The sequence below is a fragment of the Actinokineospora lacus genome (genome assembly GCF_053813445.1).
This window is the reverse complement of the sequence record NZ_JBQERA010000005.1, coordinates 440,551-452,665: the sequence shown is the minus strand read 5'-3', so window position 1 is coordinate 452,665 and position 12,115 is coordinate 440,551. Positions and strand designations below refer to the sequence as shown.

Here is a 12,115-nt window from a genome sequence, read left to right as displayed (position 1 = left end):
GGGTCGCCACTCTTGACGCGCATCGGGTTCCTCTCTCCAAGCGCGAGCGATGTGACGACGGCAGCCACGTCAAGGCCCGGTGGTGGGCGGTCAGGTTTCGGTTGAAAGCATGGAGACAGTGCGTTGCGGTCCACTTGGCGGTATGACTTCCCCAGCAGGGCGCCCCACTCTCGCCCCCTGTCCCGGCTGCGGTGCGCCGCCGCGGTCGCCCGGCCCTGACCCCACCGCCGAACGGCACCTGATCACCGCGGCCGAACTGCAGGGACTCGGCCTCGCCGATGACGCCGTCGCGGTGCTGTGGTGCCCGGCGATCGACGCGGTGGCGTGGCCGGACCTGGTGCGGGCGCGGATGGGCCTGGCGGAGGTGCTCGCGGGTGGTGGCGATCTGGCGGGCGCCCGCGACGCGCTGCTCCCCCACCTGCGCACCGACCTCGACCCGGCCGACAGCGCCGCGCAGCGGGCGCAGGCCACGCTGGAGAACGCGCTGGGGGTCATCGCCCGCACCCTCGGCCACCTCGACGAGGCCGCGGCGCACTACGCGGCGGCCCTGGAGCGGCTGACGGCACTGGAGCCCGACGACCAGCTGGCGTCCCTGCTGCACAACCTGGCGGGCCTGTGCCACGCGCGCAGCGCGTCCGCCGAGGGGGTGGGCCACGGCCGCGCGGGGCTGGAGCTGCGGGAGCGGCTGCACGGGCCCGACCACGTGCTCGTCGCCGCCGACCGGGCCAACCTGGCGGGCCTGCTCTACGACGTCGGCCTCGTCGACGAGGCCGAGTCCCGCTTCCGGCAGGCGATGGCCACCTTCGCCAAAGCCCTCGGCGACGGCCACCCCGAGGTCGCGGTGTGCCTGAGCGGCCTGGCATCGATCAGCGCCCGCCGCGGGGACCGCGCCCAGGCCGAGCGGCTCTACCGGCGGGCGGTCGGCATCAAGACCGCGCACCGGGGCGGGGCGCATCTCGACACGCTGGTCACCGAATACAACCTGGCGCGGCTGCTCCACGAGGACGGCCGCCCGAACGAGGCCCGCGCCCTCGCCGAACGAGTGGTGACAGAGCTGTCGGGTGTCGTCGCGGCCGAGCACCGGGTACTGGTCAGGGCCCGTGCACTGCTGTCCGAGCTGGACGCGACCACCGCCTAGCCGGGCCCGCTTCACCTGCCCCGTCCGCGCGCCCCGCCGTCCTGCCGCCGGGAGGACGGCACCGCTGTGCGGCACTCCCAGCCGACCCATCCGCGGATAGAACTGTCGGTGTGGCGCTTCCGGGGCCGCGGACGATGCAGCAGGTCCGGCGGGGGAGTGCCAGCGACCGCGGCCACCCGTCCTCGGCGACACGGGTGACGAGGTTGCCGTCATGCGAGCAGACCTCACGGTCCGCGGGTGCCGACGCGGTGACCTGCGGGCGACCGCCCCGCCATGTGGCCGGGTGCGGTCACCGGACGGGCGGCCCTGGGATCAGGCGGACAAGGGCAGCAGCGACGGTCCGTCCGAGTCGGGCTCGCGCAGCACGGCCAGCACGGTGTCACGCGAGGGTGGCGCCCAGCCGCACGCGGACGGCGGGACGACCCACCGGCTCACCGCGCCGCAGGGGCTCCCCGGGGGCAGCACGACCCACGGTCGGTGGACCATGGTCGACGGCGCAGGCCGGGTCGTGACGATGACGTGCGCCGAGGCCCCGGTCGCCACCAGCGGCGCCGGGGTGCCCGCCGTGGCGAGAGCGTCCGCGACGGCACGGGCGGAGCGCACGGTGATGCCGATCGCGGCCCAGCCGGGCCGCAGGTCGAGCAGGATCGAGTATGGCCGTGCGGTCCACAGCTCTTCGCTGCGGTCGGCGCTGAGCGGGGCCGCGAACCGGAAGCGGTCGACGGGTGCGAGGTGCTCGGCGCCGATCCAGGGGCCGTCCTCGGTAAGCCGGTAGCTTCCCGGCACGACTGGCCAGCCGTGGCCGGAGCACTCGACGGCAGCGGCTCGGATCTCCGACCAGAGCAGTCCTGGCATCGGGTGGAGGAGTCTGTTCACGGTGATCACCTCGTCGCCGCGGGCGGTGAATCCATCTCGGGTTCAGTGTCGGGGGGCGTCCCGGGCGCGGAATCAGCGTGCGCCCGCGCGCTGTCGTGCCGCCTTCACGTCCTTGCAGTTCACCCTCACCACGCGGACACCACTGTGAAAGCCGGTGGCGATCGGCCTCCCGACCGGAGAACCGACGGGCAGGAGTGGCTCGTAGACCGTCATGCGAGTTCCAACCCCTTGTGGAGGACGCACCCTTGACGATCACCAGCACCGCCCGCGCCCGGCTCATGGCGACCGCGGGGAGCGCGCTGCTCGTCTTGGCCGCCGCCTGCGGCGGCGCCCAGGACGGTGGAGCCGCCAGGGCGCCCGAGCCGATCCCGCTGCCGACCCCGGGCCCGTCGACCACCCGGACTGCGGGCCCCACCGCCACGACCATGACCACCACCACGCCGAGGTCGTCATCCCCCGCGCCGAGAACCACGGCGGCGCGGCAGGGGGGCTCCTGCCCGGTGGCGCCCGCGGACAGCGTCTGGCGCTCGGATGTGTCACGGCTGCCGGTCCTGCCCGCCTCGGACGACCACGTGGCGGCCATCGGCGCGGGCAAGGACCTCAAGGCCGACTTCGGCTCCGGGCTGTGGGAGGGGGCGCCCATCGGCATCCCGGTGACCGTGATCGGCCAGGCGCGAGCCGCGGTGCCGGTGTCGTTCGAGTACGCCGAGGACAGCGATCCCGGCCCCTACCCGATCCCGCGCGACGCCCGGGTCGAGGGCGGCTCGTCCGCCGACGGCGACCGGCACGTCATCGTCCTGCGGACGGACACGTGCACGCTCTACGAACTGTGGCACGCCCGGCCGACGGGGGCGGGCTGGGCGGCAGGCTCGGGTGCGGTGTTCGACCTGCGGAGCAACGCGCTGCGCCCGGACGGCCACACCTCGGCGGACGCCGCGGGCCTGCCGATCTACCCGGGACTGGCGCGCTACGACGAGGTGGCCGCGGGCCGGATCGACCACGCGCTGCGGATCACCGTGCCGCGCACCCGCGCGGCGCACGTGTGGCCCGCGCGCCACCACGCATCCGCTCGCACCGACCCCGCGCTGCCGCCGATGGGTCTGCGGCTGCGGCTGCGCGGCGACGCCGACCTGAGCGGGCTCGGCCCGCAGGCCAGGGTGATCGCCAGGGCGCTGCAACGGCACGGCGCGATCGTGGCGGACAACGGGTCGGCGTGGTACGTCAGCGGCACCGAGGACCCGCGCTGGGACAACGACGACCTGGCCACGCTCGGCACGCTCGGCGGCTCCGACTTCGACGCGGTGGACACCTCGGGCCTGATGGTGTCGCCGAACTCGGCGCGGGCGCGGGGCTGAGCGACCTACGCCCGCGAGTCCACTGTGGTCCCGTGGGGCTGGGCGCCCGCGTCGGTCCGCAGGCCCAGCGCGGCGAGCAGCAGCGCGAGGTCGGCGGCGTCATGCGCGACCCGCGCCACCGCTCGGCGGGCCAGGGCGACCTCGCGGTCGCTCGGCGGGGACACCGCGGCAGGCTCGGTGTACAGGTCGGAGAGCTTCGCGCGGGAGTGGTCTGGGCTGTTCATCCGTCCTTCTCCGATCCGCCGGGGTGGTTGGGAGCGCTCGCCCCTCAACCGCGCACGGCGTTGTCGAGTGCGGTACGCCGACGGCCTCCGCTCGGTTCCGGGCGGATACCGGCACCGCCGGCAGAGGGCTGAAAGCAGGTCGGCAGGCACCGAACCCACCCTGTGCGTCTGCGAGGCTGCGGGGTCTCGCCGGGAGAGAGGGGTTCTCGTGCGCGTGGGATTCGGACTGCCGCAGGCGGGGGACATCGCCACACCCTGGTTCGCCACCCAGGTGGCCCGCCGCGCGGAGGACATCGGCTACGACAGCCTGTGGGTCTTCGAGCGGCTGCTGCGCCCGGTCGCCCCGCGCAACCCCTACCCCGCGAGCCCGACCGGGCGGCTGCCCGAGCACATGGCGAGGACGCTGGAGCCGTTGAGCACCTTGGCGTTCGTGGCGGGCCAGACCTCGACCATCGCGCTGGGGACGAGCGTGCTGATCGCGCCCCTGCACAACCCGGTCGTCTTGGCCAAGCAGCTCGCGACGATCGATGTGCTGTCGCAGGGCAGGCTCGTGGTCGGGCTGGGCCTGGGCTGGTCGGACGACGAGTTCGAGGCGGCGGGCGCCGACGGCCGCTCGCGCGGAGCGCGGTTCGAGGAGTTCCTGGCCGTGCTCAAGGCGGTGTGGACCGACGACGAGCCGGAGTACACGGGCGAGCACTACCGCCTGGCCCGGTCGGTGATGGGTCCGCGGCCGGTCCGCGCGCCGCACCCGCCGCTCTACCTCGGCGCGTTCGACGAGCGCGCGCTGCGCCGGGTGGGCCGCCAGGCCGACGGCTGGAACCCCGCCGGAGTGCCCGCGGCCCACCTCGCGCCGATGATGTCGGTGGCGCGCGCCGCGGCGGCCGACGCGGGCCGCGACCCGGCGTCGCTGGAGCTGGTCGTGCGGGCCAACGTCGTGCTGACCGACGCGCCCGCGGGCGCGGACCGGCCGCCTTTCCTGGGCTCCTGGGACCAGCTCATGTCCGATGTGCGCGAAGTCCACGCCGCCGGGGCACAGGAGCTGTTCTTCGACTGCACCGTGGCCGACACCCCGTCGGAGAGCCGTTTCCTCGACCTGCTGGAGCGCTTCCTCCCCGCCGTCCGCGCCATCACCGGGTGACGCGCGCCCGGCGCTCGGCCTAGGCCGAGCGCCGGAAGTGGTCGAGGACCGCCTGGATGTCCTCGCGCAGCAGGGCCGCGGGCCAACTGACGCTGTCTCGGCGGTAGTGGACGTGGCCGCTGAAGCTGGGCAGGGGCAGGGGGAGCTCTCGGCTGGGGGCGGTGAGGTCGGCCAGCGCGGTCGCGGCGCGGGCGAGGTGGCGGGGCGCGGGAGGCGGGGGGCGACAACCGAGCAGCTCGGCGGTCACCGCGGCGATCTCGCGGTAGGTTCGCCTGCTGCCCGCCATGGTCCGCGACGGGCAGCGCTGGTCCACGGCCACCGCGATGATGCCCGCCGCGGCGTCATCCGCTGACAGCAGGCTCGTCGCTCCCCCGCCGACCAGTGGCAGCCGGTCCAGGAGCAGGCGCAGGATGATGGCGTTGACCTCGGTGGTCACCGAGGGCTCCGGTCCGAGTAGTGGAGCGATGTCGACCCGCGCCACGGACAGCCGCGGCGGGAAGGATCGCGCCAGGATCTCGCCCACCCGCCGATGGGCCCATCCGTAGGAACGGCGGTCCTGCATGGACCGGACGTGGACGAGCCTGCTCACCCCGGCCTTGGCCGCCGCGGTGAGCATGACCCTGGTCTCGCACACGTGATCCAGGCCCACGGCACCCGTCCGCCGAGGAGGAGCGGCGGGGATGACGCGGTTGTCGATGACCAGGTCGAAATCGGTCATCACCGCCCCGATGCGGGTCGCCCCGGCCGTGGCCACCAAGGCGTGGCGGGGCAGCACGCGGCGGGCGGCGAACGGGTCCCTGGTGAGCACGGTCACCTGGATGCCGCGGTCGGCCAGCCTGCCGACCAGTGCGTGGGCGAGCGGCCCCTCCCCGTTGGTGATCAGTGCCGTAGCCATCGCCGCGCCCCTCGTTCCGTCCGCGTGCCTTTCCGCCGATACGGCCCCGGACGCGCGGCCGGTTCCTCAGCCGTCACCAGGCGCGCGCCGCGCCCTCGGCCCCGTTCCGCGGCGAGCAGCGTGAAAGCGAGCTGGAAGCCGTCAGACAGGGCTGTCTCGCACTGTGTGACCACCCGGGGTGCAACAGCAAGAGGGGGCCATGGACACCGAAGAGACGACCACGCGAATCGCAGGCACGCACGAAGGCCAGCCGGGCGCGGACATCGCCGAAGCCCGCGCGGCCGACCTCGACCTGCGCCGCCGGTTCGCCGCCGGTGACGTCACCGCCATCAAGGCCATCCACGACGTCTACGCGGGACGCATGTACTCCGCCGCCTACCAGATCCTCGGCGACCACCACCTCGCCGCCGACGCGGTGCAGCAGGCGCTCCTGCAGGCATGGCGGGCCGCGCGGAGCTTCGACCCCGGCCGCCCGCTGGCTCCCTGGCTGTACACAGTGGCCCGCCGCGCCGCCATCGACGTCCACCGCAAGCACTCCGACCGCGGCCGTGTCCACCCCCGCCTGGACCAGCACTTGGACACTGCCGTCCCCCACGACGACGAGACCCCGTGGCTGACGTGGCAGGTGCGCACCGTGCTGGACGCGCTGCCCATTACCGACCGGCAGCTCATCCAGTTGGCCTACTATCACCAGTTCACCCACGCCGAGATCGCCCAACACCTGGGGATTCCGATGGGCACGGTGAAGTCGCGCCTGCACCGCGCGCAGCGCAAGCTCCAAAGCAGCCTGGCGCACTTGAGCGGCCCGCCCTCCTGACCGCCGTCCTCAGCGGAGGCTCACCGCCCCGCGGAAGTGGGCCGCGGTGATGGCGACGTCCTGGCTCAGCACCAGTCGGGACAGCTCCCCAGTCCCGGGCGACCGGTCGCGCCCGCTCCCGGCCAGCAGGCAGGACAGCCGGTTGAGCCTGCCCACGAGCCGTGTGGGCCGTCCGAGTCCCGCGGTCACCAGCTCGGCGATGAGGGCGCGGGGATGCCGCAGGCCCGTCAGCACCCGGGTGCCGGTGATGTCGTCGCCTGCCAGGTCCAGGACCGCCCGCGCGGCGTCTTGGGCGAACAGGAGGTTGGTGGTCCCGTGCGGCGGGGCCGCCAGCCTGCCTTGGGCCAGCCGTGCGATGAGGACGTTGAGATCGGTGGAGGCCGACGCCTCGGGACCGAACAGCGGCGGCACTTCGAGACTGGCCACGGGGACGCCGAACAGCGCACCCGTGGCCAGCACCTCGCAGGCGTAGCGGTGGGCAGCGGCCTGCGGGCCGTCGAGCGCGCCCAGCGGTCGGACCGAGACGAGCCCGCGCACGCGGGCGTCGAAGGCGGCAGTGACCACGCCACGGGTTCCCGCGCAGAAGACCCAGTTCAGCGCTGCCTGCCGTGCGCCGCCCGCGGGCAAGACCCGGTTGTCGATGACGACGTCCACATGGGACATGAGCAGCCTCAGCTCATTCGGGCGCCCCAAGCCCTCCTCTACGACCACTCCAGGGGGCAGCGCCGCACGCGCGGCTGCGACGTCCCCGGCGAGTACGACAGGAATCGCCCCCGCGCGGACCAGCTCGCCCACGAGGGCGTGGGCGAGCGGACCGGTCCACTCGGTCAGCAACGCGGCGCGCAAGCGCGGCCGGCTTTCCCCGGGTCTGCCACATCCGCTCTACGGCCACGGGCAGGCCCGCGGTTCCACCCGGGTGTCGCGGAGCCCCATCCCGGTCAGGCGTTCTCAGCCGACCAGCTCGTCGAGGTCGGTACCGGTATCGATGACGCCCGGTCACGCTGTCCCCTCCAGGGGGTTTCGCGCGGGTGCGCGCTTTCCGGGAACTGGATCGGATCGGCGGCCGTATGCGGTTCGTACCCGCGCACAGATGGAGGCCGGTCATGGCGCACGACCCCACGCAGCTCCCCGAGGACCTTCCCCACCCCACCGACGACGGCGCCGCTGATCACCTGGTGGGCACGCCGATGCCCGCGCTGGCCCTGCCCGCGACCACGGGCGGCACGCTGCGGGTCGACCGGGTCCCCGACGGCCTGGACACCCTCGTCCTCTACGCCTACCCCCACGCGGGCGCACCGGGCAAGCCCCCACCGGTCCCCGGCTGGGACCTCATCCCCGGCACCCGCGGCTGCACTCCCGAGGCCTGCGGCTTCCGCGACCACGCGGCGGACCTGCGCGCGGCGGGCGCCGCGGTGGTCGGGCTGTCGACCCAGGACAGCGCCGCCCAGGCAGACCTCGTCGAGCGCCTGCGGCTGCCCTACCCAATCCTGTCGGACGCCGACCACGAACTGACCGACGCGCTCCGCCTGCCCACCTTCAGCGCGGGCGGGATGCGCATGGTCAAGCGCATCACCCTCTTCATCAAGGCCGGGGTGGTCACCGAGGTCTTCTACCCGGTCTTCCCGCCCGACACCCACGCCGCATCCGTCCTGGCCCGCTTGAGGAGCTGACGAGGAGGCACGACCGATGTGGACGATCCGTTCGCGCCCAAGCACACCGCCTACACAAGCCCTCGCGTTCGGTTCCACCGCGTTTCGGCGATCCGATCCCTTTCGCCGCTGTTCAGGTCACTGGCGACATCAGTGGCAGCCCGAGGCATGGAGCGGGTGCACAGCGGCTCGGCTAGCGACAGCGCTGGGGGCTCTCCGCGCACCGGAGAGCCCCCAGCCTCGCGTCAGCGGGTGAACGTCAGCGATTCCAACTGGGCGGACCACGGGCACAGGTCGCGCAGGAAGGCCAGCCGCTCGACCTGGGAGGGACTGACGTTGCAAATGCTCAGCGCGTAGGGCGTGAACACGAACCGCTTGGAGTCGATGTGCCAGGTGTACCCCTTGTTGACCTCGGTCGTGCCCCGGATGATCGCCCCGTTGGGAATCATCCGGGGCAGTGCGCCCGCCAGGATGCCGCGCGCGGTCGCGATGTCGTCGGATTCGGTGAGCCGGACGCGATAGTGCTCGACCGCGCCGCCGACGGGCACGCGGAAGGTCGCCACCGCTGTCGCAGGCGCCGCGCCGGCGGTTCCGGGGATGAGCGTGACCAGGGTGGTGAGCAAGACGATCGACCGAGTGACGCGCATGTCTCTCCTCACAATCGGATGCCTTGGCACTTGGCGATACGGGAGGGTCGAATGCCGTGGATCACTCAGCGCGGGCTGTTCGCCACTGACAGTTCCGGCGCCACGAGCAGGGGATCCGTCCACGCGACTCCGGGCGGGGCGCGCTGTCGCCCGCATGGCCTCCTGGGAGCTTCAACTCCTCCGGGCGCCCTTCCGGCGGGCCGAGGCGGCGTGCAGGGCCAGGCTCGCCCCACAGCAGGGCAGGGCGAACGCCCAGACCATCCCCGCTCCCGCGGTGCCGACGACCACGCCGCCCGCCGCGGCCCCCGCGGCCAGCCCGATGCTCACCGCTGAGCTGTTCAGCGCGAGCACCGCCGTGGTCGCCGTGGTGTCGAGCCGCGCCAATCGGTGCTGCTGGGCGGGCACGCAGGCCCAAGCCGCCAAACCCAGGACGAACGCGAAGGCCAGGATGCCGATGTCCCCGGCCGCGATGAGCGGGTAGACCGCGAAGGCCGCGGTGAGCAGGCCCAGAGCGGCCATGGCGGTCACCACAGCGCCCCACCGGTCCACGAGCACACCGCCGAACGAGGTGCCCAGCACACCGCCGATGCCGAACACCCCGATCAGCAGACCCATGCCACCCCGCCACCCTGCCGCCTCGCTCATCGGGCCGAGGTAGGTGTAGGCGCTGTATCCCCCCGTCATCGCCAACGACGTCACACCGAGGACCGACCTGGACCGCAACGGGCGGAACCGCTCCCGCAGCGAAGTGGTCCGCGGTGGGCCCCCGGTGAACGGACCGAGCACCAAGGCGGCCGCCGCCAGTCCGGCCAGCACCGCGACCAAGGCGAAAGCCGCGCGCCACGACGTCGCCGCCGCCATGGCGACCCCGAGCGGCGCTCCCGCCACGCCCGCCGCTGAAGCCCCGCCCAGGACGACCGCCATGGCGCGCCCCTGCCTGTTCGGGCTCACCATGCCCAGCGCGGCCGCGCCCGCTGCCGGGATGTAGACGGCCGCCGCCAGCGCGGCCAGGACCCGGGCGGCCACCAGCACCTCGAAGGTGGGAGCCAGGGCGACCACGGCGTTGAAGAACGCGAACGCCAGCAGGGAGGACACCAGCAAGAGCCGTGCGGGCACCGCGCCGAAGACGGCGCTGAGCACGAGAGACCCCACCGCGTAGCCGATCGCGTACGCCGTCACCGACAGGCCCGCGGCGCCCACCGTCGTCCCGAGATCGGCGGCGAGGTCGGCGAGCACCCCCGCCACGACGAACGTCACGGTGCCGACCGAGAACGCGCCGCCGCCGAGGGCGGCGATCGTCAACCACACGCGCCGCTCGCCCGCGGGCGCGATCGGTGCCTGCCTACCCCTCGACGCTGCCCGCGGGCCCTGGCCCATCACCGTCATGCTTTGTCTCCACTGGTCACCAGGGAATACCGGCGATCAAGGACGCGCGGTTCCACCCGAGGACCGCAGGCGCCGCCGTGGTGTCCCAGTGGTGTGTCCCAGTGGTGTGGGCCAAACACCACAGCGCGCGTCCAGCGCTCGCTGCGGCAGAAGGTGGTGGCGCCTGGCCCGGGGCCGGGCGCCACCGTGGATCAGTAGAACTTCAGGTCCCAGCCGCGCAGTGTGCCCTGGAAACCGTCAACCGTGCCGTCCCAGACGATCAGCTTCCACGTCCCGGAAGGGTCCTTCACCACCCATGGGTCCCACACGAAGTAGTCGTAGGTCCACCGGCCGGGCAGGGCGCCCCCGGTGTCCCCGCTGAAGTCGTACAGCAGGCGGGACCGGCCCTGCGGGTCGACCAGCGAGACCTTGAGCTGGCCCTTGCGCGGGTGGGCGATGTCGAGGAAGGGCTGGACGTAGTGCCCCGGCTTGGCGCTTTCCGGCACCACAATGGTGCGGACCATCGGGTTGGGGCCCATCCCCGTGCTCTGCGGGATCGCCAGGTCGGGCGCGGGGTTGTCCACGCCGCCGGGGACCGGGCCCAAGCCCGAGAGCGTCATCTGCTCGGGGAGTCCGGCCTGACCGCCGCCGTTGCGGCACTTGGCCTTGGCCTGGCCCGTCGTGGTGAGGTGGTAGACCCGGAGGCACCGGCCGATCGCCTGCTGCCCCCAGTAGTTGGGGTGGAAGGACTCCGACAGGTGCCGCTGGGGGTTCAGCGCGTCGACCACGTCGTCCTCGGAGAGCGGCCAGTGCCCGGTGGTGGGGTGCGCGATCGCCTTGATGATCTTCCACGCGCTGCTCGCGTTCGGGTGGATGTCGAGGAACCGGACCCACTCGGCGTGGGACGCGGACTGCGCGGCGGCGGTGCCGCGCACCGTTCCCTTCTCGCACAGCCGGTGGCCCTCGAAGGCGTCCGCCATGTCGATGAACCCGACATTGGCCTCTTCCGAGGCAGCCCTCAGCATCTCGTTGAGCCTGGTCACGAAGTGGGTGTTGATGAACCTGGAATCCTCTTTGGTGATCGGGCACCGCTTGTCGAACCCGGCGCCCTCGTCGGCCGTCCAGTCGTCGACTTCCGTGGGGAGGATGGCCGGGTAGCCCTGCAGGACGATCCGGTAGGAGTTGTCCGGCTGCCCCTCGGCCCGCATCTTCTCGCGCACCAGGCCGATGGTCTTGACCGTGTTGTAGTGGATGTCGCTGACCTTGGGGACGAGGTTGTCGCGGACCTGGTCGCGGCACTTCTGCTCGACGGGCGGGAAGGCGATGTCGGCGATGTGCTTCTTGGCCCACGCGGTCAGGCAGTAGCGGATCGCCTCGCCGAACCCGGAGTCGTTGCCGCCCGCGCCGATGACGATCAGCTCGGCGTCGTCGGGGGCCCGGGAGATCGTCCCCGGCCCCAGGGCCAGCGCCAGGTCCTCGATCTGCGGGCGGCGGTCGTTGTAGAACTCCCCGCCGTCCTCCCGGGGCCACAGGTTCTTGCTCTTGGCGCCCGAGCACGCCAGGTTGACGACCTTGGTGCCGCCGGGAACCGCGGACGAGGGCACGGAGTGGACGGGCGATGCCAGGGCGTCATGGCAGTTGTTGCGCCAGCTGTCGCCTTCCCGGCTGCCCGGCTGCCAGATCGGGTTGCCGTTCTCATAGACGAGATAGGGGTTCCGCGCCCACTGGCCATTCGATTGGTATGCCGCCATGTCAGTGCCTTGGCGGTTGCCCGAGTTGGTCAGCGAGTTGCCTTTCCAACCGCCACCCTCTCCGGAGGAGAAACTATCTCCGAGGTGCACGATCGTGGGCATTCCGGGCGCTTTGGCGGCTTGGGCCTGACCTCCGGCGACCAGGGCGAGACTGGTCGCCACCAGCGAGGACGCAAGGACGAAGCCGAACAATCTACGACGCGGGACAGATTTCATGATCACAGGGCGTTCTCCACTTCACAAGTGGTGGAAGAGCTTGC

12 protein-coding genes are annotated in these 12,115 nt (G+C 72.8%); 5 read left to right on the top strand and 7 right to left on the bottom strand.

Annotation, left to right across the window (positions count from 1 at the left end; all coding sequences use genetic code 11):
• Positions 1-142 precede the first annotated feature (142 nt).
• Positions 143-1,138, top strand: a complete 996-nt coding sequence (locus tag ACTG9Q_RS15300; protein ID WP_455573431.1) for a tetratricopeptide repeat protein — start codon at positions 143-145, stop codon at positions 1,136-1,138.
• A 312-nt stretch (positions 1,139-1,450) separates the two neighbouring features.
• Here the strand turns inward: ACTG9Q_RS15300 and ACTG9Q_RS15295 are convergent, their stop codons facing one another.
• Positions 1,451-2,014: a hypothetical protein gene (locus tag ACTG9Q_RS15295; protein ID WP_455573430.1), complete on the bottom strand. Its 564-nt coding sequence runs from the start codon at positions 2,012-2,014 to the stop codon at positions 1,451-1,453.
• Positions 2,015-2,259: 245 nt separating this feature from the next.
• On the opposite strand from ACTG9Q_RS15295, the gene ACTG9Q_RS15290 reads away from it, so the two are divergent.
• On the top strand, positions 2,260-3,369 hold the full coding sequence (locus ACTG9Q_RS15290; RefSeq protein ID WP_455573429.1) for a hypothetical protein: 1,110 nt from the start codon (positions 2,260-2,262) through the stop codon (positions 3,367-3,369).
• A 5-nt stretch (positions 3,370-3,374) separates the two neighbouring features.
• Here the strand turns inward: ACTG9Q_RS15290 and ACTG9Q_RS15285 are convergent, their stop codons facing one another.
• Positions 3,375-3,593, bottom strand: a complete 219-nt coding sequence (locus tag ACTG9Q_RS15285; RefSeq protein WP_455573428.1) for a hypothetical protein — start codon at positions 3,591-3,593, stop codon at positions 3,375-3,377.
• A 208-nt stretch (positions 3,594-3,801) separates the two neighbouring features.
• Here ACTG9Q_RS15285 and ACTG9Q_RS15280 point away from each other — a divergent pair, with 208 nt between their 5' ends.
• A complete protein-coding gene (locus tag ACTG9Q_RS15280) occupies positions 3,802-4,731 on the top strand; it encodes a TIGR03619 family F420-dependent LLM class oxidoreductase (RefSeq protein ID WP_455573427.1) in 930 nt (309 codons plus the stop codon).
• Between the two features lie 19 nt (positions 4,732-4,750).
• On the opposite strand, the gene ACTG9Q_RS15275 is transcribed toward ACTG9Q_RS15280, so the two are convergent.
• Positions 4,751-5,626, bottom strand: a complete 876-nt coding sequence (locus ACTG9Q_RS15275; protein ID WP_455573426.1) for a hypothetical protein — start codon at positions 5,624-5,626, stop codon at positions 4,751-4,753.
• 199 nt (positions 5,627-5,825) lie between these two features.
• Between ACTG9Q_RS15275 and ACTG9Q_RS15270 the strand changes: the two genes are divergently transcribed.
• A complete protein-coding gene (locus ACTG9Q_RS15270; RefSeq protein WP_455573425.1) occupies positions 5,826-6,443 on the top strand; it encodes an RNA polymerase sigma factor in 618 nt (205 codons plus the stop codon).
• 9 nt (positions 6,444-6,452) lie between these two features.
• Here ACTG9Q_RS15270 and ACTG9Q_RS15265 read toward each other — a convergent pair whose 3' ends face one another.
• Positions 6,453-7,289 carry a hypothetical protein gene (locus ACTG9Q_RS15265; protein ID WP_455573424.1) on the bottom strand — a complete coding sequence of 279 codons (837 nt, stop codon included), beginning with the start codon at positions 7,287-7,289 and terminating at the stop codon, positions 6,453-6,455.
• Positions 7,290-7,546: 257 nt separating this feature from the next.
• On the opposite strand from ACTG9Q_RS15265, the gene ACTG9Q_RS15260 reads away from it, so the two are divergent.
• Positions 7,547-8,113, top strand: a complete 567-nt coding sequence (locus ACTG9Q_RS15260; RefSeq protein ID WP_455573423.1) for a peroxiredoxin — start codon at positions 7,547-7,549, stop codon at positions 8,111-8,113.
• 224 nt (positions 8,114-8,337) lie between these two features.
• Here the strand turns inward: ACTG9Q_RS15260 and ACTG9Q_RS15255 are convergent, their stop codons facing one another.
• From ACTG9Q_RS15255 to ACTG9Q_RS15245, 3 genes are all read right to left on the bottom strand, one after another.
• A complete protein-coding gene (locus ACTG9Q_RS15255; RefSeq protein WP_455573422.1) occupies positions 8,338-8,715 on the bottom strand; it encodes a BP74-related protein in 378 nt (125 codons plus the stop codon).
• A 195-nt stretch (positions 8,716-8,910) separates the two neighbouring features.
• Positions 8,911-10,125 carry an MFS transporter gene (locus tag ACTG9Q_RS15250; RefSeq protein ID WP_455573421.1) on the bottom strand — a complete coding sequence of 405 codons (1,215 nt, stop codon included), beginning with the start codon at positions 10,123-10,125 and terminating at the stop codon, positions 8,911-8,913.
• A 191-nt stretch (positions 10,126-10,316) separates the two neighbouring features.
• Positions 10,317-11,855, bottom strand: coding sequence for a proprotein convertase P-domain-containing protein (locus tag ACTG9Q_RS15245; RefSeq protein WP_455573420.1), 1,539 nt, complete (start codon positions 11,853-11,855; stop codon positions 10,317-10,319).
• Between the last annotated feature and the right edge of the window lie 260 nt (positions 11,856-12,115).

Bases quoted from the DNA above. Each gene is read 5' to 3' on its own strand.
- ACTG9Q_RS15300 (WP_455573431.1), top strand. From the start codon at position 143: ATGACTTCCCCAGCAGGGCGCCCCACTCTCGCCCCCTGTCCCGGCTGC.
- ACTG9Q_RS15270 (WP_455573425.1), top strand. From the start codon at position 5,826: ATGGACACCGAAGAGACGACCACGCGAATCGCAGGCACGCACGAAGGC.
- ACTG9Q_RS15285 (WP_455573428.1), bottom strand. From the start codon at position 3,593: ATGAACAGCCCAGACCACTCCCGCGCGAAGCTCTCCGACCTGTACACC.
- ACTG9Q_RS15250 (WP_455573421.1), bottom strand. From the start codon at position 10,125: ATGACGGTGATGGGCCAGGGCCCGCGGGCAGCGTCGAGGGGTAGGCAG.
- ACTG9Q_RS15245 (WP_455573420.1), bottom strand. From the start codon at position 11,855: ATGGCGGCATACCAATCGAATGGCCAGTGGGCGCGGAACCCCTATCTC.
- ACTG9Q_RS15260 (WP_455573423.1), top strand. From the start codon at position 7,547: ATGGCGCACGACCCCACGCAGCTCCCCGAGGACCTTCCCCACCCCACC.
- ACTG9Q_RS15275 (WP_455573426.1), bottom strand. From the start codon at position 5,626: ATGGCTACGGCACTGATCACCAACGGGGAGGGGCCGCTCGCCCACGCA.